Source organism: Acidobacteriota bacterium (assembly GCA_016208495.1).
Classification (GTDB): Bacteria; Acidobacteriota; Blastocatellia; order Chloracidobacteriales; family Chloracidobacteriaceae; genus JACQXX01.
Genome location: JACQXX010000080.1, coordinates 42,398 through 68,731 on the forward strand (window position 1 = coordinate 42,398; position 26,334 = coordinate 68,731).

Annotated in this window: 14 protein-coding genes, 1 pseudogene and 1 CRISPR repeat array; of the genes and pseudogenes, 9 read left to right on the top strand and 6 right to left on the bottom strand. The window is 52.3% G+C overall.

The window, feature by feature from the left end:
* Positions 1–405: 405 nt before the first annotated feature.
* From HY774_15990 to HY774_16005, 4 genes are all read right to left on the bottom strand, one after another.
* Complete coding sequence (locus HY774_15990; GenBank protein ID MBI4749988.1) at positions 406–1,671, bottom strand: efflux RND transporter periplasmic adaptor subunit; 1,266 nt, start codon at positions 1,669–1,671, stop codon at positions 406–408.
* A 383-nt stretch (positions 1,672–2,054) separates the two neighbouring features.
* A CRISPR array of direct repeats spans positions 2,055–3,053; the repeat unit is 37 nt; unit sequence GTTTCAATCCCCGCGCAGGTCAAAGGTCAATTCCGAC.
* A 293-nt stretch (positions 3,054–3,346) separates the two neighbouring features.
* Positions 3,347–6,511 carry a CHAT domain-containing protein gene (locus tag HY774_15995; GenBank protein MBI4749989.1) on the bottom strand — a complete coding sequence of 1,055 codons (3,165 nt, stop codon included), beginning with the start codon at positions 6,509–6,511 and terminating at the stop codon, positions 3,347–3,349.
* 260 nt (positions 6,512–6,771) lie between these two features.
* Positions 6,772–10,377 (bottom strand): CHAT domain-containing protein, encoded by a 3,606-nt coding sequence (locus HY774_16000; GenBank protein MBI4749990.1) that lies wholly within the window; start codon positions 10,375–10,377, stop codon positions 6,772–6,774.
* A gap of 155 nt (positions 10,378–10,532) precedes the next feature.
* On the bottom strand, positions 10,533–10,874 hold the full coding sequence (locus tag HY774_16005) for a heavy-metal-associated domain-containing protein (protein MBI4749991.1): 342 nt from the start codon (positions 10,872–10,874) through the stop codon (positions 10,533–10,535).
* 189 nt (positions 10,875–11,063) lie between these two features.
* On the opposite strand from HY774_16005, the gene HY774_16010 reads away from it, so the two are divergent.
* Positions 11,064–11,846 carry a crotonase/enoyl-CoA hydratase family protein gene (locus tag HY774_16010; protein MBI4749992.1) on the top strand — a complete coding sequence of 261 codons (783 nt, stop codon included), beginning with the start codon at positions 11,064–11,066 and terminating at the stop codon, positions 11,844–11,846.
* A 250-nt stretch (positions 11,847–12,096) separates the two neighbouring features.
* Here the strand turns inward: HY774_16010 and HY774_16015 are convergent, their stop codons facing one another.
* Together HY774_16015 and HY774_16020 are read right to left on the bottom strand one after the other, a co-directional pair.
* The gene (locus tag HY774_16015) at positions 12,097–12,579 is read right to left on the bottom strand and encodes an NUDIX domain-containing protein (GenBank protein ID MBI4749993.1); all 483 of its coding nucleotides are present in this window, start codon (positions 12,577–12,579) and stop codon (positions 12,097–12,099) included.
* A gap of 110 nt (positions 12,580–12,689) precedes the next feature.
* Positions 12,690–14,396: a hypothetical protein gene (locus tag HY774_16020; protein ID MBI4749994.1), complete on the bottom strand. Its 1,707-nt coding sequence runs from the start codon at positions 14,394–14,396 to the stop codon at positions 12,690–12,692.
* A 119-nt stretch (positions 14,397–14,515) separates the two neighbouring features.
* Here HY774_16020 and HY774_16025 point away from each other — a divergent pair, with 119 nt between their 5' ends.
* The 8 genes and pseudogenes from HY774_16025 to HY774_16060 all read left to right on the top strand — a co-directional run bounded on the left by HY774_16025 (position 14,516) and on the right by HY774_16060 (position 26,227).
* Positions 14,516–15,742: a hypothetical protein gene (locus HY774_16025; protein MBI4749995.1), complete on the top strand. Its 1,227-nt coding sequence runs from the start codon at positions 14,516–14,518 to the stop codon at positions 15,740–15,742.
* A 213-nt stretch (positions 15,743–15,955) separates the two neighbouring features.
* Positions 15,956–17,131, top strand: coding sequence for an acyl-CoA dehydrogenase (locus tag HY774_16030; protein MBI4749996.1), 1,176 nt, complete (start codon positions 15,956–15,958; stop codon positions 17,129–17,131).
* A 140-nt stretch (positions 17,132–17,271) separates the two neighbouring features.
* Positions 17,272–18,402 carry an acyl-CoA/acyl-ACP dehydrogenase gene (locus tag HY774_16035; GenBank protein ID MBI4749997.1) on the top strand — a complete coding sequence of 377 codons (1,131 nt, stop codon included), beginning with the start codon at positions 17,272–17,274 and terminating at the stop codon, positions 18,400–18,402.
* A gap of 177 nt (positions 18,403–18,579) precedes the next feature.
* Positions 18,580–21,996 (top strand): DUF3883 domain-containing protein, encoded by a 3,417-nt coding sequence (locus tag HY774_16040; protein ID MBI4749998.1) that lies wholly within the window; start codon positions 18,580–18,582, stop codon positions 21,994–21,996.
* Positions 21,997–22,061: 65 nt separating this feature from the next.
* Positions 22,062–22,246: pseudogene (locus HY774_16045) on the top strand (type II toxin-antitoxin system HicA family toxin).
* The gene (locus HY774_16050; GenBank protein ID MBI4749999.1) at positions 22,243–22,521 is read left to right on the top strand and encodes a type II toxin-antitoxin system HicB family antitoxin; all 279 of its coding nucleotides are present in this window, start codon (positions 22,243–22,245) and stop codon (positions 22,519–22,521) included. Before HY774_16045 ends, HY774_16050 begins: the two are co-directional and overlap by 4 nt.
* Positions 22,522–22,586: 65 nt before the next feature.
* Positions 22,587–22,964: a GxxExxY protein gene (locus HY774_16055; protein MBI4750000.1), complete on the top strand. Its 378-nt coding sequence runs from the start codon at positions 22,587–22,589 to the stop codon at positions 22,962–22,964.
* 149 nt (positions 22,965–23,113) lie between these two features.
* On the top strand, positions 23,114–26,227 hold the full coding sequence (locus HY774_16060; protein MBI4750001.1) for a DUF1156 domain-containing protein: 3,114 nt from the start codon (positions 23,114–23,116) through the stop codon (positions 26,225–26,227).
* Positions 26,228–26,334: the final 107 nt, after the last annotated feature.

The following is a 26,334-nucleotide window of genomic DNA, read 5'->3' on the forward strand; positions in this document are numbered from 1 at the left end:
GTGGTTAGTGGTGGGAATTGAGAATTTGTGTCAAGTGGATTTTGTTCTCTTTAAGTAATTTACGAATAATTCTTTCTACAAACTTAACTATTACTACAGCGAGGGTTCGGTTTTAACCTGCGAAGCGGGTGATGGCTCGTAGCCCAGGGTGGAGTCTTCGAAACCCTGGGTTTACGGTCACCCCCAATTTCTCCCGCCCCACCGGCAACCGCCTACGGCGGTTGCCGGTGGGGCGGGAGGGAGAGCGGGCCGTTGGTCCCAGGGTTGCACCCTGGGCTACATGCCTGCCGCCCAGTTCCTGGGCTCAAACCCCGATTTTTTTATTAAAGCCTCGCAGTAGTACTATCCGGATTTTATCTACTGACTACTAATCACTAACCACTAATCACTAACCACTGACTGGCATTATTTGACACTCACCTTGGCGCCTGGAATCAACCGCAAATGCCCATCGGTAACGACCTGTTCACCTGCCTGTACACCGCTGGTGATCACCGTGAGATTCTCAACCGTTGGTCCGATGGTCACTTTTCGAATTTTGACGGTTTGATCGGCTTCGACCACGTACACGATTGGGCCTTCCTGACCGGTTTGAACTGCCCGCGAAGGCACCACCAGCGCATCTGGCTGGGTCGTGAGCGTCAGCGTTACATTCACAAACTGACCTGGCCACAACACACCTTCCGGGTTTTGAAATGAACCTTTGAGCCGGATGGTTCCGGTCGTCAGATCAACCGTGTTGTCAATGAAGGTCAATTGTCCATTCACTTTGAGCCTGTCATTGTCAGGAGGATTCGCCGCAATGCCGAAGCTGCTCGACGTCCGATAGGTTTTGATTTGATTCAGATCTTTTTCCGGCACTGAAAATGAGACAAACACCGGGTCAAGCTGATTGATCGTCACCAACGGCGTGGTGTCGTTGGCCCGGACCAGGTTCCCCGCATAAACCATCAAATTGCCGGTTCGACCATCCATCGGAGATTGAATTTTGGTGTAACTCAATTGAATTTTGGTGTTTTCAATTGCGGCCTGATCGGCCTTGAGAATGGATTGTGCATTGTTAAGCGATGCTTTGTCAGCTTCCACGACGGCAGCGGCGGTTTCGACGTTGAGCCGGTACTGGTCGCTCAATTCCTGGGAAACTACGCCTTGTTTGAGCAATTCCTGATAGCGTTCGGCCTGCTTTTTGGCATTGTTGAGCTGGGCCAGATCGCGTTCGAGGACAGCTTTGGCCACGGCTTCCTGGGCCTGATCTTTGGCGAGGTTGGCCTGGGCCTGGTCAAGGGCTGATTCAAAGGGCCGTTGATCGAGCGTAAAGAGCAACTCTCCCTTTTTCACCGTCTGGCCTTCGGCAAAATGGACTTTGAGCAACTCGCCTGACACCAGCGACCGAATCTGCACCGTTGACGACGCTTCGACGTTGCCAATCGCCCGAATCTGAATCGGGATGTTTTTCTTTTCAACCGGCTGGGCTGAAACCGGCACCGGATCGGGTGTCGGTGCTGGTCGTTTGGCACCACGACCTGGGAATTTTGAAGCGACGGTTGCTCCGACAATGGTCACGACCACCAGCGCAACGGCAACCATCCAACCACGACCGCGTTTTTTGGGAGGCGCGGGTTTGGGTTCAGGCTGCGGTGCAGCGGGTGTTTCAAGTGCCTCATGTGACATTGGTTTTGTCTCCGACAAGGTGAGATATGAATGTGAGCGTTGGAAAAGTTGCTCAGGGAAGCTGTGTGCCGGGCGGGCAAGTGACCGGTTGAGGTCGGCATCGGACAAGAAGACGGTGTGAGGACGGTCCTGTAGCGGACCTGCGTGTCCGCCACTGTGTGTTCGCCCCTAACAGGGGAAATACCTTTCAATTGGATTCCTGTCAAGACGGATTAACCTGTTCCTGGAAAACGGAGGGGCGGACCACCGTGTCCGCCCCAAGGTATCTGCTGGTTAGAACCAATTGCCGCACAGGTCTCAGGTCAATTCCAATGTTGGAAAATACAAAAGGCGGACACGTAGGGGCGGACCTACGTGTCCGCCCCTGCGTGTCCGCCTGATTGTTTTCAATCCCGCGCAGGTCAAAGGTCAATTCCGACGCCAGATTGAGATATCGGTCGTCTACCCATCACCACGTTTCAATCCCCACGCAGGTCAAAGGTCAATTCCGACCAAGGATCGAGGTGCGAACAGTGACGCCTATGTTCGAAAGGTTTCAATCCCCGCGCAGGTCAAAGGTCAATTCCGACGGGTTAGAAAATCTCTGGAAAACTGGAATACCGCTTGTTTCAATCCCCGCGCAGGTCAAAGGTCAATTCCGACACAAGGAGTCATGTATGAAAACTACCGTACCGCCGAGTTTCAATCCCCGCGCAGGTCAAAGGTCAATTCCGACTCGGATCAAGTCTGGGATCAAGTCTGGGATCAAGGTTTCAATCCCCGCGCAGGTCAAAGGTCAATTCCGACGTGATAAAGCTTTGGGTGAATGGCCCATGAATTGTCGGGTTTCAATCCCCGCGCAGGTCAAAGGTCAATTCCGACAAAGAAAAACGTTTCGACGCAAATTACCCTGACGTGCAAGTTTCAATCCCCGCGCAGGTCAAAGGTCAATTCCGACGGGAAATCAGTCCAACACGTATTTGTCTATACTCCTGATGTTTCAATCCCCGCGCAGGTCAAAGGTCAATTCCGACGAGAAGGCGATTATGGAAAATTTTGGCATTGCTTGGGTTTCAATCCCCGCGCAGGTCAAAGGTCAATTCCGACGGAACGAGGTAACACCAATAGCGGTGTCTCTCAATGTTGTTTCAATCCCCGCGCAGGTCAAAGGTCAATTCCGACGACGAAATGAAAGTTCCGATCGGTGGCTTAGTCGGCTAGTTTCAATCCCCGCGCAGGTCAAAGGTCAATTCCGACACCGTCGAGTATACGTTGTCAGGCATCCCCACCCAATTGTTTCAATCCCCGCGCAGGTCAAAGGTCAATTCCGACTTCGTTCACCGGACATTTTGGGCGTCTGTTATGAGTTTCAATCCCCGCGCAGGTCAAAGGTCAATTCCGACAGCGGCATACTTAACTTGTTTCGCTACAATAGGTTACAGAGCCAAAATGGCTAACCCAATCGGATTGTGGGGAAAGGTGAAGCATGATTTTTTCGGAATTTGTCTAAATTATCAACGAACTGGTTGATGGAAAAGGGTTTATGGTTTTCGGCTAACCTCCCCGGTTTTGAGGGTAGGTTGGGGTTAGCCGGAATGTGATGTGAAGTGTGGAAACATCTTACTCTCGTTCGCTGCCAGGGTCAAAACTTGATTTGTTTGATTGGGAGTTTTTTTCTTTATTCTCAATTCTTCATTTACCGCTTGCCGTCCAGATTGGCCCATTCGCCGGATTGGATAAAGGATGCCCAAAAGTAAGGATGCCGCCGTTTTGGGTTCTTGAGCATTTTGAGCTGGACGGTTCGCAGGGCAGCACTCCGGCCAGCTCCGGCTTTGAGTCGCTGGTAATACTCAACCATGAGTTCAGTCGTGGCTTTGTCTGAAACCGCCCACAAACTCATCATCTGGGTTTCGCTCCCCGCCAACACCAGGGCCCGGCGCAGGCCATAAATGCCTTCCTGATTATTTTTCACCTCTCCGAGCCCGCTGTCACAGGCGGAAAGGACCACCAGCCGGGTACCCCACAAATTCAGTTGCGAGGCTTCCAAAGCGGTCAGAATACCATCGTTTTCCTGGCTTCCGCCTCGATTTGCTCCCGCAAAAAAAAGCCAGGACCGCAACAGCGGGTTGATGCTCTGGATAGTTCCAGGTTGTGGAGCCGGTTCACTTTTCAGCCCAATCTGGCGCGGTGTGCCGTCGGTGAGTGTATTCGCGTCTGAAAGGTCATCTAAAAAATAGCCGTGCGTTGCAATATGAAGAATCGAAGGCTTGGAAATTGATTTGAGAGTTGTTTCGGTTGCCTCGCGCTCCATTTTCAAACTTGCCCCAGGGAGGAGCGCCTTGAGCCGGGTGCCTTCCTGGTGGGTTCCTTCCAGTCGTGAAAGCGGGGAAAATGATTGACCGAAGAGCTGCGGCCCATTTCCGTCAGCATAATCCGGGTCAGCCACCACCAGCGGCGGTGACTGGCTTTCAAGCTTGACCTGTAATCGAACCAGGTCGCGCCCGCTCGTCAGGTAGGTAATCAAATATTTCTCAACCAGGAAATGTCCTTTTTCATCAATGAATGCCGCAAATGGAACCAGATTGAGTGCTCTGTCTGGTGAAATGAGCAGGTGAGTACTGGTACCAATCAATGCTCGCACCGGTTTCATCACCAGTTGATCAAGTTTTTGGGCAGGGGAAATCAGGTTTTGTTGTGAATGGTCTGGTTTTCCAACAACTTGCAGGATCCGCGTCCCCTGGGTCAGATAAATTGACTTTCGGAAACTGGCAACGGCCTGATCAATTGCAGTGGTATCTCCCAGATCGGCCCATTTCGGATCGCCCTGACTGGTCAGCACATACACCGCATAGCGCCGCGGACCAAGTCCACCCGTTTTCAGGTCAGTTTCCTGATAGGTGGCATATTCGACCAACGCCGCACCGGGTGGAATCGCTTTTTGGACAGCTTCAAGTGAAATTTCCTGTGTCTGAGCGCGAAACTCAGCACTCCGGGCACTGACGTTGCCTTCAAGCTGATCAACGGTTGCTTCCAGTTGTTTGAGGTCAGCACGGTACTTTTCAGGATCGCGCGGTCCAGGTCCTTTGAGCATCAGGTTTGAAAGCCGGGTTTTGGCCGCTGCCAGCTTATCCAGCAGGACCTTATCTTCCGGAGCTGCCTGTTTGCGCAAAGTCTCGATTCCTTCGGCCATCGCGTCAAGAATCCGCCCTTTGCGCTGCAAAACTATTGTCACTGCTGCCCGGAGCGCCTCCCGGTTTTGCGGCGCTGACTGAATGTGTAAAGCAATAGTCCGCTCGGTTCGGTTGCTTGTGGTATTTAAATAGAGCAACTTCTGGCGTTCTGAACCCCAACCCAGATTTCGTCTCAAATCGTGCTCCGAGGCTTCGTTACTGCGCACTCGCACGGCAATCGCTTGCTCCAAATCACCTTTGCACTGATAGAGCACCGACAAATTGCTCAAGGTTGTGGCCACCTGCCGATTTTCAGGGCCTAAAATTTGCTCTCGAATGATCAAGGCTTTCCGGTAATTCACTTCCGCATTGGCCAGATCACCTTTTTTCTGATACAGACCCGCCAGATTGTTATAGTCAGTGGCCAGATCTGGATGGTTTGGCCCAAGAACCTTTAGATTTCGAGCGACTACCTTTTGCAAAATCGGTTCCGCCCGCTCTAAATCTCCCCGGTCCTGATATAAAAAGGCCAGATTGCTCAGAGTCGTGATGGTTAAGGGGTGCTCCGGCCCAAGTTTTTGTTCCTGAATCGTCAGTGCTCGCTGAAATATTTGTTCCGCTCGGGCGCGGTCACCCTGTTTGAGAATCAACCCGGCCAGGATGTTGAGCGTGTTGGCAAGGGTCGGATGATCAGCGCCATACACTTTTTCCTGAACTGGCAGGGCTTTTTCAAAATATGATTCAGCCCCTTGCAGGTCTCCCTTTTCAGAATAGAGCATACCAAGGTTGATATAACTGGCGGCCACGCTTGGGTGAGAAGGACCAAAAACTTTCTCATGGATGGCCAGTGATTGCCGAAAATAAGGCTCGGCCCGGAGATACTCGCCCTTGTCCTGATAGAGCAATCCCAGGTTATTGAGACTGAGCGCCACACCTGGATGGTCTGGCCCCAGGACTTTTTTCCGGAGTTCAAGCGCCCGTAAAAACAATGGTTCAGCTTCGTCAAATTTGCCTTCCAACCAGAACAACCGTCCCAGACTGTTGACGCAAAAGGCAACGTTGGGATGTTCAGGGCCTAATTCCTTTTCAAAAATGGTCAATGCCCGTTGAACCAGCGGTCGAGCCCGCTGATAGTCGCCCTTGGCCCGGTACAGTTCAGCAAGATTGTAGACACTTTCCGCCACATCCGGATGGTTTGGGCCAACCGTCTTTTCCATAATGGCAATTGCCCGGAGATACAGCGGTTCCGCCGTCGGGTAATCCCCTTTTGATTTACAGACCAGGGCGAGAATATTCAAGCTTTCAGCCAGGTCGTGATGTTCAGAACCGAGTTGTTTTTCTCGAATGGAAATCGCTCGCCGGGCACACTGTTCGGCCCGCGCGTAATCCGCTTTGTCATAAAGGATTGTCGCGAGCAGGGTTAAACATCTGGCGGTCAGCGGATGTTCGTCACCAAAGGTTTTCTCGCTTTGAGCCAGGGCTTTCTGTACAGTGGCCAGAGCCTCGTCGTATTTGCCCGCTTCTTCCAGCTTTTTTGCCTGAGTGTACAGGGTTGTGATCTCGGTTTCAGCCGATTTTGAAGAGGTCGCGGCCTGATCTTGAGCCAGCATAACCGGTGGGAACACCAGTGTTGAAACCAGCAGGCAGGTCACAACGGTCAGGATACTTCTCAGAAAACCAGAGTTCTTCATTTTCTGGACTCCATCAGACTAATACTACAACGAGGTTTTAATAAAAAACCGAGTTTTGAGCCCAGGAACTCCCGCGTAGGCACGCTAGCCCAGGGTGCAACCCTGGGACCAACGGCCCGACCTCCCTCCCGCCCCACCGTCAACCCAGGGTTTCGAAGACTCCACCCTGGGCTACGAGCCATCACCCGCTTCGCAGGTTAAAACCGAAACCTCGTTGTAACTAAATACTCCTGGAAATTTATGGCTTTCCAGAAAAAGGTTCAGAGTATCGTCTTCAGACGAGAGATTTTTCTTCCGTCCGACTCGGTATTTCTCACGCCTGAAGGCGTTACTCTGAACTTGTTTTCTCGCTTGCCGTCCAGATTGGCCCATTCGCCGGATTGGATAAAGGATGCCCAGTAATAGGGATGGCGGCGAACCGGGCTTTTGAGCATTTTGAGTTGTACCTGGCGGAGCGCTTCGCTACGGCCTTCCCCAGCTTTTAAGCGCTGATAGTAATCAACCATCAAATCACGGGTGGCGGTATCTGAAACCGGCCACAGGCTCATCATTTGTGATTCGCTCCCGGCCAGGACCAGTGCCCGACGCAGTCCATACACGCCATCGCCAACTTTGACATCTCCCAAACCGGTGTCACAGGCGGAAAGGGTAACCAGTTTGGTGCCCCATAAATTCAGGCTGGCGGCTTCAAGCGCGGTCAAGGTGCTGTCGTTTTCGGTCTGACTGTCACTGCGATTGGCGCCGGCAAAAAAGAGCCCGGAGCGCAAGAGGGGATTGGTTTGATGAACCGTTTCCGGGTTGAGATCAAGCGAGTGGAGTTTGGTTAAATTCCGGGTGCCGCCCTCAGTCACGGAATCAGCCTGGGAGGTTCCTTTTAAGAAAAAGCCGTGCGTGGCAATGTGGACCAGCGCTGGTTTGACGGCTGATTTCAGCGCCTGTTTGGTGGCCTCGGATTCCATTTTGAGGGTGGCTTCCGCAAACAAGGCTTTGAGTTGCGAGCCTTCCTGATGGGTTCCGCCAAGCCGAGCCAGTGGTGAAAATGATTGGCCAAAGAGTTTTGGGCCAGAGCCTGTGTCATAGTCTGGATCGGCCATCACCAGAGCTGGGGACTGGCTTTCGATTTTGACTTGCAACCGGAGCAAATCGCGCCCGCTCGTCAGGTAGGTCAAGGAATACTTTTCGACCAGAAATTTCCCTTTTTCATCCATCAGCGCCGCAAAAGGAATCAGGTTGAGCGCGCCATCCGGCGAAATGAGCAGGTGTTTGCGCGAGCCCAGGAACGAACGCACGGGCTTCATAACCAGTTTTTCAAGCCTCTGGGCTGCCGGCTTCACCTCTTGAGCCAGATCTTTTTTGGCACTGCTCAACGTCTGTCGTAAGGCCCCAACCGCTGTTTCAATCAGTTCGGCATCGCCCAGGTCCGCCCATTTGGGGTCACCGGTTTGGGTCAGCACATACGCCAGATACCGGCGCTTCGCAAACGTATCGGTTTTGGCGTCATAGGGCCGATAGGAAACAAACTCGACCAGCGCGGCATCATCGGGGACGGCTTTTTGGATTGATTCAAGCGAAATCGGCTGGGTTTGGGCGCGATATTCGGCGCTACGAACACTCACTTTGGCTTCAACCTGGTCAACCTGATCGGTCAGTTCTTTGATTTGCGCCTGATACGCGTCACTCGTTTGAGTATCAGGACCGCGCAAGATCAAACTGGAGAGCCGGGTTTTGGCCTGCGCCAGTTCACTCAAAAGTCCTCGATCTTCGGGCGAGGCCCGGCGTTGCAATTCTTCGATGCTTTCAGCCATTGCATCCAGCCCGCGTCCTTTACGCCGGAGAACAACGGTTAACCCGGCACGCAACGCAGCACGGTTTTTTGGTGCCGTCTGGGCGTGAAGCGAAATCGTGACATCGGTTTTGGGGTTGGTCGTCAACAAATAGAGCAATTTCTGGCGTTCGGAGCCGGTCACCAGATTGCGGCATAAATCACGCTCGGTCACCTCATTGCCCCTGGACAGCAATGCAACCGTCTGGTCAACGTTGCCTTCAGCCAGATTGAGCAACGCCAGATCAGTCAGGCTGGCGGCCACGTCTGGATTTTCCAAACCAAGCGCCTTTTCCCGAACTGTGAGCGCCCGAGTGAGCAAGGGTTCGGCGGCGGCAAATTTTCCCTGCTGGCGATAGATTGCCGCCAGAAGTTGAAGGCTCAGGGCCACTTCAATGTGTTCGGGACCCAAGAGTTTCTCGCGCATGGCCAAAACCTTGAGGTGGAGCGCTTCGGCCTGGGCCAGATCACCTTTTTCCTTCATCAACTCAGCCTGTCCAAAAAGGCAATCCGCCACGAGCCGATGCTCTTTTCCAAAGCCTTTTTCCCGCAACACCAATGCGCGCTGATAAACGGGTTCGGCTTTGCCAAACTCACCCATCGCGCGATACAAATCACCCAGGTTCACCAGATGAACGGCGACACTCGGATTGTCAGCGCCTCTGGCTTTTTCCCACAGCACCAGCGCGCGCTGATAATAAGGTTCGGCTTTTTCATAATCACCCTTGGCCCGGTACATCGAAGCCAGGTAGTCGAGCGTCTGGGCGACATAATTACTTTCCGGAGCAATCTTTTCCGCCAATACCAGCGAACGGTTCAAGAGCGGTTCGGCTTTGGCATAGTCGCCGGTATCAAGGTAGATCGAAGCCAAAATGCACAGGCTCTGGGTAATCTTCCAGTGATCGGGCCCGACGGTTGTTTCCCAAATGGCGTGGGTGCGTTGATAGAGTTCTTCAGCCCGGTCAAAGTCGCCTCGAAGTTGATAGAACAACCCAAGTTGATAAATGAAATTTCCGACTCGTTCGTGGACGGGTCCATGGATTTTTTCGGCAATGGCGCAGGCACGTAAATAATAAGGCTCCGCCGGGGCATAATTGCCGCTATCCTTATATAATAAGGCCAGCCCGTTGAGACTGACGGCGACTTCCAGATGGTCTGGTCCCAGCGCTTTTTCCCGAATGGCAAGGGCTTGCTTATAGAATGGCTCCGCCCGCTTAAAATCACCTCCCAGTTTGAGCATCACGGCATAACGATACACGGCACCGGCTACTTTGTGATGCTCTGGCCCAAACACCTTTTCGCGGAGTGCAATCGTCTTCAGGTAATACTCTTCAGCTTTGGCCCGATCAGGTTTGGTGCCGTAGGTGATGGAAATATTCAGCAGACAATCTGAAGCCAGCGCCGTTTCCGGTCCAAATACAGCAGTGCATTTTTCAAGCGCCTGGGTCGCCGTGGTCACGGCTTCGTCATACTTGCGGGAACTCCGAAGTTTTTGAGCTTGTTCAAGCAGTTTTCTGACTTCCTGTTCGGCCAGATCCTGGGGAGTTGCAGGGCGCAGTGCTTCAACGGTTAATCCATATTTTCCAGGGGAGGCGGTTGAAACCAGGGGCGAGACTTCAAACCGGTAGTCACCCGCAGTTTCAACCAGCAGCGAAATCGGGTCCCGGCTTTGATCGCCCTCCGAACCATCTTGTTCAAGGATTTGTTTGCCATCGGGACCAAACAGCCGATATACCAGCGGAAGGTCCGTTTGCTTAACCAAAACACTCAGGTACTCGCCGGTTTTGAGCGATGCCTGGTACGTGTGCCGGTCACCGCCTTTGATCTCCCGGTCGAGCGAGAGACCAGGGGTCAGGGGTCGGGGGTTAGGGGCCAGGGCTTGCAAAACCGGATTCCGGGTTCCGGGTTCCGGGTTCCGGGCATAAACATGGGGTGTGAGCGATGGTTCAAAGATTGCGGTAGGCAACGCACACAGGAAACCGCCTTGCATCAAAGTGAGACAGGTCAGACTGACAACAGCGATTGATTTGACCTTGATCAGCATAGCCACCACATCTCCATAGCTTTTTGATGAAGGAAAATTCGAAAACCCGGAACCCTAAATCCTGACAAGATGACCAACTGACAAGGTGACAAGGTGATTTCTTTCATTCCTCATCCCTCATCCCTCATCCTTTCCGAAAACCCGAAACCCTGTTTTCAAGCCACTTTCGCTGTGTAACCCAATTTCTTGATTCGCTCAATGATGATTTGCTCTGAAACGGCAATCGGGTCAAAGGTGATTTCGGCGCGTTTCTTGTCCAGGTTGACTTTGCAACTTTTCACGCCAGCGATTGAAGCCACATCGGTTTCAATTGCCCGAACACATCCGTTACAATGCATTCCTTCAATTGCAAACCGAACCGTTTTGTTGGCCTTCACCGCTTTGCTCAGGAGTGGTCTCAGCGAAGGTGTTTGAGGAATCACCGCCGCCGTCACATCCAGGTTGGTTACAACCAGCCAGAAAATCGTCAATAAAAACAAGACTGAGTCTATTTTCATAAAAACCTTTTCAATTGAAAAATGATTTGGGATTGGAGGAAACCGGACTTTACCACATTTAAAGCGAGTAGTGAGTAGCGAGTAGCGAGTAGTCAGGTTAAGTGAAATAGCAAAATGGCGAAATAGTGAAATAGCGAAATAGCCTTTTTCAGAAGAAGATTCCCTCCTGGGAACTACAAGGAGAAACCTATGTCTCTTCGAATTGAAAAAAATGGACCGTTGACGACTGTGATTTTAGATCGTCGCGAAGTCCGCAATGCGGTTGACCGCCCGACGGCTCAAGCCCTGGCTGATGCGTTCCGTGAATTTGAAGCTGATTCAAATGCCCTGGTTGGGGTGTTGTGCGGCGACCACGGAACGTTTTGCGCCGGAGCTGATTTAAAAGCGATTGCCACCGGAACCGGAAACCGGTTGGAACCGACCGGGGATGGACCAATGGGGCCCTCGCGAATCGTGCTTTCCAAACCTGTGATTGCTGCCATTTCGGGGTATGCCGTGGCTGGCGGACTCGAACTGGCCTTGTGGTGCGACCTTCGCGTGATGGAAGCCGATGCCGTGGCAGGTGTGTTTTGCCGTCGGTGGGGAGTTCCTCTCATTGACGGAGGTACGGTTCGACTTCCCCGATTGATTGGGCTGAGTCGTGCCCTGGATTTGATCCTGACCGGACGGCCAGTTCTGGCAGAAGAAGCATTGAGCCTGGGACTGGTCAATCGGGTCGTTCCGACAGGGAAAGCTCGCGAAGCCGCCGAGGAACTTGCCTGGCAACTCGCCGCCTTTCCACAAACCTGCCTGCGGGCAGATCGCATTTCCGCTTATGAAAGTTTTGACCGACCACTCGAAGCCGCCATGGCCTTTGAATTTGAGAATGCCAAACCTGTGTTACAGGCTGAAACCCAGGCCGGAGCCCAACGCTTTGCCGAAGGCGCCGGACGTCACGGCGCATTTGATTCCAAAGCACCAACAAAGTCTTGAAAAGAGCCTTGCAAACCTATTTTGTCCACGCGTGGACAAACCACTTAACTCTCTGAATTGACTTGAGTTCTTCAATCATTCGTGACGAGTTTTTGTATGTGTTGCCCGTGGACAAAAGACTAACAAATTGATACCACTGTGACTGAATAAGAATCCAGCAAGAACCCCAGGTCTTTTATCTTCATTCTTCATTCCTCTTCGGTTTTCCTCTGTGTTCCTCTGTGTCCTCTGTGGTGAGATTTTGTTTCCCTTAATTGATCTTCCTGGTTTGATTCAGAAAAGGCTGACCTTCGGCAGTAAGAATCGTCAGTGGATAAATCGCCGTCCCGTAAGCCACCTGTCGGAGAATGTTTACGACTTCCTCGCCGCGCAACGGAAGCTGATCAATTTCCTCCAGGGTTAACCAGGCAGCTTCGAGGGAGTCTCCATCAGGAGTGCTCTTCGGCGGAGTGTCATCAACTGGATGCGCCGTAAAAATCACTCTGAAGCGGGTGCTGCCTTCCAGCGAGGGTGAGTGCTCAAATCGCAGCACACCATCAACTTCGATTGGAATTCCAGCTTCTTCAAGCGTTTCGCGTTGGGCGGCTTTCACCAGGGACTCACCCGGCTCAACCCGTCCTGCCGGAAGGTACCATAACTGGCCGTGCTTGCGTTCGTGAACCAGTAAAAACCGGTGGCCGAGTCGAACCACTACCAACACAAAAAACCAGGTTGGGGTCGGTTGTTTTACCATTGAACCTCCTTTTTGTCCACGCGTGGACAAACCACTTAACTCTCTGAATTGACTTGAGTTCTTCAATCATTCGTGACGAGTTTTTGTATGTGTTGCCCGTGGACAAAAGACTAACAAATTGATACCACTGTGACTGAATAAGAATCCAGCATAAAGGCGTCGGTGACTTCCTGCCGGGTGAAATACACCGTGTGATAGACCTCCGGCGTTTTGCCAAAGTCCAGTTTGTCTTTAATGAAGTTTCCAGCCTGCGGATCAATCCGGGTCATGGACGGCGTGTCCACCACCAGATCATTGGCCGTTCCACGCATCAATTCATCCACCACGCCATCCGCGACCCACTGCAACAGCCGTTTGGAGAGTTCCTTGGGTTCGTGCCTCCCAAGGAGTTTGGGTTCGAAATCGGCCACCACGGCAAAATAATTGCTGGTTTCAGCCGTTGGCTGCCCAGGCTGCGTCTGGTTGATGGTCCGAATAAAATCACCGTCTGGCTCCATCGCGGCCAATCCTGGCACGGCTTTATCCGTGATTGCCGCCGTGGAAAACCATTGAATGAAATTTCCAATCCCGGACAGCATTTCGCCCAGCAGGTCGCCGGTTGCCGGATTTCCTGAAATCACTCCGATCACTTTTTCAGCCGCAACCGCCAGATTGGTATACAGGTCAATTAAATATTGCCAGTTCTCCGGTTCGGCCATCAGCGTTCCACCATTGGCGGCGGCCACAAAGACGATGTGGTCGAAACCGGCTTTCCAGGTGGCACCCGGCAAAACCAGTTCGGCGAAGCTCCGAAAAACCAGCCCGCCTCGGCTATGCGTGACCACATCAAAATGCGGAGGCTGATTCCACTGGTACTGGCTCAGCGTGGTGAGCAAATCAGTGGCGTTCACTTTCGGGTCTACGCTCAGGGTTTTGTGGTCAAACCCAATCACGGCATCATAGTTCGCCAGGGCCGTTTCCAGAAACTTCTTACCATACTCGCTGGCCGTGAGTGCCCCAAAGGCACCTTTGGTACTGCTAAACGTGCCGTGGATAAAGAGCAGAATTCTGGCTGGACGATCAGACCGACTGGCCACCGAAGACAAATCAACCCCAGGTTTCCAATCTTCCAAAGTGCTCGAAGGCATCGAAATCAGTCCCTGCTGGATATCGCGTTCCAAAAATTCAGCCGTCTGGCCAACCACCCAGTCACCAGCAAACTTCAGAACATAGGCTTTGATTTTATCGGCGAGAAAATTTCCCAGAAGTCCCCGCTCCTTTGGCTGGTCTTCTCCGGCATCGGATTCCACACTAAACTCAAAGTCGAGTAGTTTTTCTCCGGCAGTTTCAACTTGTTTCAACAATGTGCCATCGTCTGAGGCTTCAACTTTGGGAACCTCCGGGAGCTTTGGTTGTGGAAAGCTCCAGGTATACATCCCATCCTGTTCCAGCAACACAACCGCATGCTCAGAAGGCAACACCGGAAGGCTCATTTTGAACGTCTGACGTTTGGCTAGCCTTCCAATCAGTTTCAGTCCTTCGGGCGGCAACAGGGAAACCGGCTCTAATTCAAGCTGATCCATCTGTTGAAATCCTTTTTTCAGCATGGATTGAATCAGTTTATCCCGGCCTTTAAACTCTTCGAGTGTATCAAGAAGCAACTTCGGACCTTCGGGAAGCTCTGGCAGGTCAGGAAGTTCAGGCGTTTCAGGAAGTTCGGGTAACTCAGGAAGGATATCGCTTATCAGTGATTCATCGTGTTGTAGCTCGGCTTCAAGGAGCTTAAAGGCATCTGGAAGCACAATTGACAGGCCGCTCCGTCGCTTGATGGTGTTCATAAGGCAGCATCCTTTGTGGTCAGGCTGAAGGGAATTGCAAAGTTAGAAAACTGACAGGGGTTGTTGGAAAAGTATGTGCTATCTTAGTTGGAGTTTTTTGAGAAGAAAAGGAGAAGTTTATGTGGTTTACTTTTTTTCGAGTTGGGTTGATATTTTTGTGGCTTGCCTTCTTTAGCCAGCCTTATCTGGCAATCCAAATTCCTCATCAACCCGGCACCAGTCAGATAAATCCATCGGATGATACCGCCTGCTTACCAGGTCAATGGGTTCGTAAGGCTTATCCCAATCTGGTGGTTGGCAAAGTGATTCAAACAGTAGTCAGCAAAAAGTATGACACGACAACTCATTATCAGAGTGAAGTAGTTGTAACAAATGTACTTAAAGGAAAACCTGATTTACTTGACCAAAAATTCTCCGTCAAAAGTTATGACGGGAACTTTGAATCCGATTTCCAGGGCATTTACCCACCACTCCAACCTGATGAAATTGGAATCTGGCTGGTGTTATCTCCTCTCAGTGGTCGAAGACCAATCGCAATCCTTAATGGAAACTTTTCACATCTATTTCCTTGCCGAAAAAATGTGCACCCTGAATTTGAACAGATTCTCGAATTTGCTCAGATTGTTTCAGAAGTTCATCAAACGGCACCAGAACTGCAGACCCAACTGGTCAGACAGTATGCCGTCAGTTTAAACCGCGAAGTTTCGTTCTTTGCTGTCTGGTGGCTGTTGCATTCCGAATGTCCTGAAAACGTGGAGTATTTGAAGCAGATGTTTTTTGAAGGGAACCTCCCGGTTTTAAGCCAACTGTATTTTGATCGCCAAATGGGAAATGTCTATTCAAAACAACCTTCCGCTGCCGAACAATGGCGAAATCAGGCTGAACGAATGGCCTGGCTTTTCCAATTGTCACAGCATCGCTTTGACCCAAGAGAGGCCCAATTTTTCAAATCTTCCTGTTGGGATGCAATTTACACTAAATCATTGAATTCAAATTATTTTTGTGGATTTATGAACCGGACTGCCCAAAACACCAGTCTTCCATTTAACGACCGTCAGGAATTATTCCACTTTGCCATCCATCGGGAAGTAGAGAGAAAGAGTTTATCCGAAAGAGAGGCAATTGATCAGTATCTCTGGTTTATTGAACAAAATGTGAATCAACCGGGAATTGATAGAACCTGGTATCGGCTCATCTTTTCACCGGTAACACAACCCCAAATTGATCGAATGAGCCAGTCGATCAAGATGACGACAAATCCAGAGGCGCTGAAGCGGTGCAACTGTGTGTGGGCAATGTATCGGAATTTATTACTTCATTCAAAATGCCTGCCGGAACTCAAATAATACCTGGTCAAAGATATCATTTTTTGAAGCATGGGGACCTGTCACCACTTTTTCAGCCAGCGACAAGTCGCTGCATACCAAAGCGGCAACAAGTTGCCGCACTCCAAAATGCAAAGAGTGCTTTTATTTCAGGATAAATTTTGGTTTGATTGCACTTCTTCACCAAATCTGAATTATCCCTCACATTTTGCCCGGTAAAAGGACTCACCGTTTATGGATTTGAACCTGACTCCGTCTGAATTGCAGTTTCGTGATGAACTTCGCACCTGGCTGGCCGCCAACCTTCCCAAAAATCAACCCAAACCTGGGGCCTCTGAAAGTGATTCGGCATATCTCGATTTCCTTCGCGAGTGGCAGAAAACTCTGTTTGAAGGCGGGTGGGCCGGCATTTCCTGGCCGAAAGAGTACGGAGGGCGCGGTGCCACGCTGATGGAGCAGGCCATTTTTCAGGAAGAACTCGCCCACGCCAATGCTCCCGAATTGATTGGGACGATTGGACTGGCGCTGGTTGGCCCAACCATTATCGCGATGGGAACGGATGAACAGAAAAAATACCATCTGCCCAAAATCCTCTCTGGCGAAGAAATCTGGTGTCAGGGATTTTCCGAACCCAATGCCGGCAGTGATCTGGCTTCCCTTTCAACCAAAGCCGTGCTCGATGGCGACCACTTTGTGATCAACGGGCAGAAAATCTGGACCAGTTTTGCTCATTTTGCCGACTGGTGTTTGCTGCTGGTGCGAACCGACCAGGATGCTGCCAAACACAAAGGCATCACCTGTCTGCTGACCGATATGCACACCGAAGGGATTTCGGTTCGTCCGTTGCGGATGATGTCTGGAGATTCGGCTTTCAACGAAGTGTTTTTCACCGATGTCCGCGTACCGGTTTCGCAGGTTCTAGGCAAAATCAACCACGGATGGACCACGGCGATTGCGGCACTGATGAACGAACGCGCCAACCTTGGCTCTGGATTGCAGGTCATTTTTAAACGCAACCTCGAAGCCCTGATTGCCTGCTCGAAAACGCTGTTGCGAAACGGGGCTCCGGCCAGTCAGGATCCGCTGGCTCGTCAAAAAATTGCCCAAATCCATATCGAACTTGAGATTCTGGGCTTAAACACCATGCGGGCGCTGACATCGCTGAAGAAAACTGGCATTCCAGGTGCGGAAGGTTCGATTTCCAAGCTCTACTGGAGTGAAATGAACCAGAAACTGCAGCAATACGCCCAGGAAATCCTTGGCCCCTATGCCCAACTGAGCGATTTTGACGACGGCATCTGGTCCTACGGCTACCTCCGTGCACGAGGCAACACCATCGAAGCCGGAACGAGCGAAATCCAGCGCAACATCATTGCCGAGCGCGTGCTTGGCCTGCCGAAGAGCTACTAGGCTGAGCAAAAGCGAAGTTGCGAAATAGTGGATTGTGATAAATGCTTGTTATCTTCTCAAACACATCACTTGTGTTGGGAAACATTCAGGTACCTCAATCAAATTGACTTAACGAGCTACTGACTACTGACTACTGACTTATGGAATTTGTCCTCAACGAACTGCAACAGGATTTTAAAGAACAAACCCGCAAGCTGCTCAAACGCGAATGCACACCGGAACGCGTTCGGAAATTGATGGCCACTGATACCGCGCACGATGAAACGCTCTGGAAAACCATGGCCGAACAGGGATGGCTGGGCCTCACGCTGCCTGAAGATTGTGGCGGACTGGGTCTTGGGTATGTCGAACTCGCCGTGATTGCCGAGGAAATGGGCCGGGCGTGTCTGCCGGGCGCCTTTCTGGCCAATGTGTTTGCGAGTGCGTTGATTGCCGAAGCCGGAAATGCCAGCCAAAAAAGCCAGTACCTGGCCGGTATTGCCAGCGGCGAACTCAAAGCCACCGTTGCGTTCCTTGAAGCGGGGGCGCAGTGGAACCCAACCACCATTTCATTCCCGGCGGTACATCAGGACGATCATTTTCTGCTGAATGGGCAAAAACTGTTTGTGCCCGATGCTGAAACGGCGGATGTCATCGTCTGTGTAGCGCGGTCAAATAATCAGTTGGTGCTGATTCCGGTTGAAAAGACTTCAAATGGTGTTCAAATCAAACCCATGCCGGCCATGGACAGCACCCGCAAATGGTATCAGGTCAATTTTGAAGGCGTGTCGGTCCCTGAAACAGCGGTGCTCGGTGCTGACGGCAATTCACAAGCGGCTCTGGAACACGCCATCGAAATTGCCACCGTCGCCCTCTGTGCCGAAATGGTCGGTGGAATGCAGTGGGTGCTTGAAACGGCGGTCGAATACGCCAAAGTCCGGCATCAATTTGGAAAACCGATTGGGTCGTTTCAGGCAGTTCAACACCAGTGCGCTGATATGTTGTTGATGACCGAAAGTGCCCGGTCGGCAACGCTGTTTGCGGCGTGGGCGTTGAGTGTCAACGATCCACGGGCGACAGAAGCCGTTTCCATTGCCAAAGCCTATTGCTCGGATGCCTACCGCGAAGTTTGCCACCGTGGCGTTCAAGTCCATGGAGGCATTGGCTTTACCTGGGAATATGACCTGCAACTCTACGTCAAACGCAGCAAGTCATCCGAAGCGTTCTTTGGAGATGCGATTTACCACCGCGAACGCCTTGCCCAACTGATCATTGACCAGGTCTCCAAATAATTCCTCAATTTTTGAACCACAGAGGACGCCGCAGGAACACAGAGGAATCCACAGAGGAATTCAGATTTCTTTTCTTCATTCTTCATTCTTCACTCTTCATTCGGTTTTCCTCTGTGTTCCTCTGCGTCCTCTGTGGTAAAGAATTCGACCTGCTTTTTTCTCTGAACCCTATCTGATATGACCTTTGACAAACTCAAACCCAAAGTCATCGTCACTGGCCCGCTTTTTGATGAACCGGTTGAAATCATCACTACCATTCCGATCACTCCAACCCAGGTGAAGCTGATTGGGAAAGGCGTCAAGAGCGGCAAAGTCCACGAACCGATCTTAAATGCCGAACAGGTTGCCATGCTCACGGGTTCGCCCGAAACAGCCCTCTTTGACGGCGACCCGCACCGGTTTCGGCTGGGGATCGAGGCCCTGCGCATCGGGCTGGCCTATGAATACGACCCGTTCTTTTCGCTCTCGATTGCCCGCGTTGACCCACTGCCGCACCAGTTGGAAGCCGTGTATGACTATTTTCTCAAGCTGCCCCGCATTCGGTTTTTACTCGCTGACGACCCTGGCGCTGGAAAGACGATTATGGCCGGGCTGCTCATCAAGGAATTAAAAATCAGAGGGTTGATCAAGCGAATTTTGATCCTCACGCCCGCCAACCTGACCTTTCAATGGCAACGCGAAATGCGCGACAAGTTCCGCGAAGACTTCCAGATTATCAAGGGCGATGTGCTCCGGCTCAATTATGGTTCCAACCCCTGGCAGGAAAAAGATCAGGTGATTGCCTCGATTTCGTGGGCCTCGGTAATCGAAGACGCCAAAGACAGCCTGCTCCGGTCTGACTGGGATCTGGTGATTGTGGACGAAGCCCACAAAATGAGCGCCTATAGCAGCGATAAAAAGACGCTGGCGTACAAACTGGGCGAAGCCCTGCAGAACCGCACCGACCATCTGTTGCTGATGACGGCCACGCCGCACAAAGGCGACCCCGACAACTTCCGGCTGTTTCTGGAATTGCTCGACAAAGAGGTGTATGGCGACATTAAGAGCCTCGAACACGCCATGGAGCGCAGCAGCGCGCCGTTTTACCTGCGCCGGACCAAGGAAATCCTGCAAACGTTTCCGGACCCTGAAACCGGCAAGCCCAAAAAGCTCTATACCCGGCGCAATGTCGAGACCATCGGCTTTCAAATTGATGCTGATGAACTTGGGTTCTATCTCGATCTGACCGAGTATGTCGAAGACCAGTCGGCCAAAGCGTCGGTGGACGATTCGGCGCGTGGACGGGCGCTCACGTTCACGATGGCAATGCTCCAGCGCCGGTTTGCCTCCAGCATCAATGCCGTGCGGAGCAGCCTTCAGCGAATGCAGAAAAAACGCCAGGACATCCTGCAGAATCCAGGAAAGTACCGCCAGGAACAAATCGCCAAAAAGATGCCTGAAAATTTTGATGAATTGGAAGAATCAGATCAGCAGCGCATCCTGGATGACCTCGAAGAAGTCGTCGCCACGATTGACCCGACGGCGCTCCGCGAGGAAATCCAGCGGCTGGGGCGCCTGATTGACCAGGCCAATCAGCTTGAACACCGGCAGGCGGAATCAAAACTCCGCAAGCTCCGCGAACAAATCGTTGAGCAAGGCATCTTTCGCGATCCGAAAATGAAGCTCCTGCTCTTCACCGAGCACAAAGACACGCTTGATTATCTGGTGACCAAACTCCGGGAATGGGGGCTGACGGTGACGCAGATTCACGGTGGAATGAAAGTCGGGGACCGCGACACGCCCGGCACACGCATCTATGCCGAGCGCGAATTTCGCGAGACCTGCCAGGTGCTGGTGGCGACCGAAGCAGCGGGCGAAGGCATCAACCTCCAGTTTTGCTGGTATTTGATCAACTATGATATTCCCTGGAATCCGGTGCGGCTCGAACAGCGCATGGGGCGCATTCATCGCTATGGCCAGGAAAAAGACTGTTTGATCTTCAACTTTGTCGCAACCAACACCCGCGAAGGCCGCGTGCTGGCCAAGTTGCTCGACAAGCTGCGTGAAATCCGCGCCGAACTCGGCACCGATCAGGTCTTTGACGTCGTGGGCGAAGTCTTTCCGGCCACGCGACTTGAAAAGATGTTTCGCGAAATGTATGCCCGCAGCCGGACCGAACAGGCGATTACCGACCGCATCATCCAGGAAGTTGACGTCGAACGCTTCCGCCGCATCACCGGTTCAACGCTGGAAGGGCTGGCCAAAAAGGAACTGAACCTGTCGGCGCTGATTGGCCGCACCACTGAAGCCCGCGAACGTCGGTTGATTCCCGAAGTCATCGAAGATTTCTTCATCAAGTCGGCGCCGATTTTGGGGCTGCACCCGCGTGAGACCAAAGTCAAATCCCAAATTTACCGGCTGGGACGGATTCCGCAGCCAGTGGTTCTGGTCGGTGATCGCCTGGAATCGCGCTTTGGCAAAGTCGGTCGTGAATACAAACAGATCACGTTTGACAAAAAGATTCTCGAAAAGGACGCCACGCTCGAATGGGTCACGCCGGGGCATCCGCTCTTTGAAGCCGTTCGCGAATACATGGTGGATTTGACCCGTCCGGATTTGAAGCAGGGCACCGTCTTTTTTGATTTGAATGCCGGGTCGCCCTATCGCCTCGACGTGTTTTCGGCGGCAATACAGGATGGCCGGGGCCACATCCATCACCGCTGCCTGTTTGCGGTTCAGGTCGAAGTGTCAGGCCAGATGACGATCAAACAACCAACGCTGTTTCTGGATCTGGCACTGGCACCAAAAGGGACACCAGCCCCGGTGCTTGACCACCTGCCGGGCCGCGACACAACCGAAGGCTTTCTGATCGGCAATGCCCTCCAACCACTGCTCGAAGAAGTGTCAACCCGGCGAAAACGTGAAATTGCCATCATTTCCGAGCACGTCGAAATCAGTTTGACAACGCTGATTGACAAGCAGAACCTCCAGTACGGCAAGCTGATGGAACTCCAGGCTCAGGATGAAAATTCGCCGATGCTGGCCCCCAACCTCAAACAGGTCACCGACCGGATTGACGAACTCAACCGACGGCTTGAAACCCGCCAAAAAGAACTGGCCCAGGAAGCCCACTGTGTCATCGGCGAAGTCAAATTCCTGGCTTCGGCCTGGGTGGTGCCGCATCCGGAACGCACCGCGCCGGAAATTGCGCCCATGGTTCGGGATGAAGAAATCGAACGCATCGCGGTCGAGGCCGTGACCGCGTTTGAAGCCGCACGCGGCTGGACGGTTCAGAGCGTCGAAAGCGAGAACAAAGGCTTTGACCTGATTTCGCGAAGGTTTGACCCCGACGACCTCAAAACCTGCCTCGAAGCCCGCTTTATCGAAGTCAAAGGCCGTGCCGCCATCGGCGACATTGCGCTGACGTCCAACGAATACCACACGGCGAAACGGCTCAAAGACGATTACTGGCTCTATGTGGTGTACAACTGCGCGGCCCAGCCTGAGATTCACCTGCTTCAAAACCCGGCGCAGCTTGCCTGGAAACCGGTGGTCAAAGTCGAGCACTTCTCTTTAGATGCCAAAACAATTTTCACCACAGAGGACGCGGATTAGGGTTCAGGGTTCAGGGTTCAGGGTTTTCGCCGCAGGGTGGCCGCAGTAAAATCAAAGGATCAATCATGAAAGTTCGCGATGTAATAAAATTGCTTGAATCCAACGGCTGGCAACTTGCCCGCATGCGAGGTAGTCACGTCAATTCAAACACACGACAAACAAGAATGTGATTACAGTAAGCGGCGCACCCTCTCAAGACATGAAACAGGGAACGCTCAATGACATTTTGAAGAAAGCAGGTTTGAAATGAGGAAAAAATTTCTTGTGATCTATGAAAAAGCAGATCGAAACTGGTCGGCTTATTTTCCCCAGGTTGGTGGGTGTGCCGTCACTGGAAAAACCCTTGAAGCCACTCGCAATCAGGCGCGTGAAGCGTTGGAATTTCATTTCGAAGGGCTTTTGGAAAGCGGCAATGAACTTCCTGAACCCACACCAATTGACGTAGATGCCCTGTTCCAACAGTTCCCGTTTGACTTTGCTGGTTTCATTGAAATCGAAACCGAACGTCATGCCGCTGTCGCTTGATTTTTTTCACCACAGAGGACACCGCAGGAACACAGAGGAAAGCAGAGAAGAGAGGAGGAAAAGCCATGACCAATAATGAAATCAGCGGGGCGATTGTGGATGCCGCCATGAAAGTTCATTCGCAGCTTGGGCCTGGGCTGCTGGAAAGTGCCTATGAAAAATGCCTGCTCTACGAACTCCACAAACGCGGTCTGGAAGCTCAAGCCCAGGTCGAAGTTCCGGTTCTGTATGACGAAATCAAAATTGATGCCGGTTTCCGCCTTGACTTACTGGTGGAGAATACGGTTATTGTAGAACTCAAAGCCGTTGAAGCCGTTCTGCCAATCCATCACGCTCAAATCCTGACCTACCTTAAACTGAGCGGGAAACCGATTGGGTTGTTGATCAATTTCAATGTCCCGCACCTGCGCGACGGTATCAAACGCTTTGTCAAAAAGACCTGATCTTTCGAATTTTCCCTGTATTCTCTGTATTTTTTGTATTCTCTGTATTCTCTGTGTTTTTTGTATTCTCTGTATTCCTCTGTGTTCCTCTGCGTCCTCTGTGGTGAAAAAAATCTGTATTCCCGTGGTGTCCCCTGTGGTGAAAAAAAATGTCCTATCCCAAACGTCTGATTGAAGTTGACCTCCCGATTCGTCGCATTTCCGAACACGCTCGCCGTGAGAAATCCATCCGGCACGGGCACATTTCGACACTCCACATCTGGTGGGCGCGGCGTCCGCTGGCGGCGTGCCGGGCGGTGATTTGCGCGGCGCTGTGGCCAGATCCGGAAGACGCCGTCTGTCCACAAGCCTTTCGCGATGTCGCTTCGAAGGTTCTGGTTGATTTTGCCGACAAGGTACGAACTGAAAAAACGCTCCAGGCGCTGTGTCAGCCGTCGTGGAAGCACTGGAATCGCACCACCGCCTCGACGCTCAAGGCCGATAACCCTGGCTGCTGGGGAGAGTTGCGCTACAGGTTGCTTGATTTCATCGCCGAATTTGCCAACTGGGACGCCGCCACCAATCCCGACTTTTTGGAAACGGCGCGCACGCTGACCCAGGCCGCCCACGAAGCCCTCGGCGGCACGCCCGGCACGCGACCGCTGGTGGTTGATCCGTTTGCGGGCGGCGGTTCGATTCCTCTCGAAGCCCTGCGCGTCGGTGCCGATGCGTTTGCTTCGGATTTGAACCCGGTGGCGGTGCTGCTCAACAAAGTCGTGCTCGAATACATCCCGAAATATGGCCAGCGGCTGGCGGATGAAGTTCGCACCTGGGGCGCCTGGATCAAGCACGAAGCCGAAAAGGAACTGGCCGAGTTTTACCCAAAAGACCCGGATGGCGCGACGCCGATTGCCTACCTGTGGGCGCGAACGGTGCAGTGCGAAGGACCAGGCTGCGGCGCGGAAATCCCGCTGATGCGTTCGCTGTGGCTGGCGAAAAAAGACAATCGGAAGGTTGGATTGCGAATCATTCCCAATCACGAGGCGAAACGCGTGGACTTTGCCATTGTTGAAAAGTTCAGAGTATCGCCTTCAGGCGAGAGGGTTGAGTTTAGAGTATCGCCTTCAGGCGAGAGGGTTGAGTTTAGAGTATCGCCTTCAGGCGAGAGTGGTTGTACGGAAGACTCTTTCTCGCCTAAAGGCGATACTCTGAACTTTTCGTTCGACGCTGGAACGGTCAAGCGCGGTTCGGCGACGTGCCCGGTGTGCGGCTACACCACGCCGGTGGCTGCGGTTCGCAAACAACTCAAAGCCCGTCGCGGAGGCGCCAACGACGCCCGCCTGTTTTGCGTCGTCACGACCCGCCCCGGCGAGCAAGGACGGTTCTACCGTTTGCCTACCGAACGCGATTTAGAAGCGGTGAAAAAAACTGCTGAAACTCTGGATTGGTCACTGACACCACACGAACCGCTACCTCCACAAGGAACTCTTGGTTTTCGAGTCCAATTGTATGGAATGGAACAATGGAGAGATTTATTTTCCACCCGACAATTGCTGGCTCTGACAACGCTGGCCAGGTTGGTGCGCGGCATTGCGGAAAAATTCACCACAGAGGACACAGAGGAACACAGAGGTTTAGGCGATGCGGTGCAGACATGTTTGGCAATGGCGGTTAACAGGCATGCTGATCAACAATGTTCTTTAGTTACTTGGTTACCAACGCTACAGGCAGTTTCACATACCTTTGTAAGACAAGCTTTGCCCATTTCTTGGGATTTTTGTGAGCCAAATACAATTAGTTCAAGTGGTGGAAATTTTTTAGGTGCAATCAATTGGATTCTTGCTGTTATTGAGACAGAAAACCTATGTAACCACATAGGAGGAGTAATTGAGCAAGCAAATGCCACTGTCCATCCTTTACCTGACGATGTTGCCCATAGCTTTATAAGTGACCCCCCATATACAGACGCTGTCCCCTATGCTGATCTTTCTGATTTCTTTTATGTATGGCTAAAAAGAGCTTTACCAGAATCTGTGGCAAATAATTTTCAGGATGAACTTACACCTAAAACTGATGAATGCATTGTTGATCCTTCAAAAAACAAGGATTTTGCTTTTTTCACTCGAACAATGCAGCAAGCAATGGCTGAAGGAAGACGAATTGTACAGCCATCTGGTATTGGCGTGGTTGTTTTTGCACACAAATCCACTTCTGGCTGGGAAGCCCAGTTGCAGGCCATGGTTGACGCCGGATGGACCATGACCGGCTCCTGGCCAATTGATACAGAACGGTCAGTTCGACTGCGTGCTCAAGATTCCGCCGCGCTGGCCTCATCGGTCCACATCGTCTGCCGCCCACGTGAAAACCCCGACGGCTCACTCATCGAAACCATCGGCGACTGGCGCGACGTGTTGCAGGAACTCCCCCAGCGCATCAACGCCTGGCTGCCGCGACTCGCCCAGGAAGGCGTCGTCGGCGCCGACGCCATTTTTGCCTGTTTGGGCCCGGCGCTGGAGATTTTTTCGCGCTATAGCCGGGTCGAACGCGCCAACGGCGATCAGGTCACACTCCGCGAATATCTGGAACACGTCTGGGCCGCCGTTTCCCGCGCCGCCCTCACGCTCGTCTTTGCGGGCGCCGATACCTCCGGGTTTGAAGAAGACGCCCGGCTGACGGCAATGTGGCTCTGGACGCTCAATTCTGGGGGTCAGGGGTCAGGGGTCGGGGGTCAGGGAACTGAGGAGGAAGCCGTTGAAGAAGTGGAAAGTGATGACGAAGACAGTGGGAAAGCCGTGAAGCTCTCCGGGTTTACGCTGGAGTATGATACCGCCCGCAAAATCGCCCAGGGACTCGGCGCCCATCTCGAACGGTTGACCACGCTTGTCGAAGTCAAAGGCAACAAGGCGCGACTCCTGCCAGTTTCAGAACGCACCAAAGCCCTGTTTGGCAAAGACGAAGCGACCACTCCGACCAAAGCCAAAAAGAAACAGCCGCAACGCAGCTTTTTTGAGGAACTTGAATCCGTCGAAACCACCGATGGCGGCTGGGGTGACAAAAACGCGCCGAAGCTGGGCGAAACGGTGTTGGATCGCATCCATCAGAGCATGATTTTGTTTGCCGCCGGACGCAGCGAAGCGTTGAAAACCTTCCTCGTGGTCGAAGGTGCGGGTGACGAACGCTTCTGGCGGCTGGCACAGGCACTTTCGGCGCTCTACCCTTCGTGCACGGACGAAAAACGCTGGGTAGACGGCGTCCTCGCCCGCAAGAAGGGCCTCGGGTTTTAATACATTTTCCACCACAGAGGACGCCGCAGGAACACAGACGAAAACCAAAAACCAAAAATTTCTTCATTCTTCATTCTCAATTCTTCATTCTGTATTCCTCTGTGGTG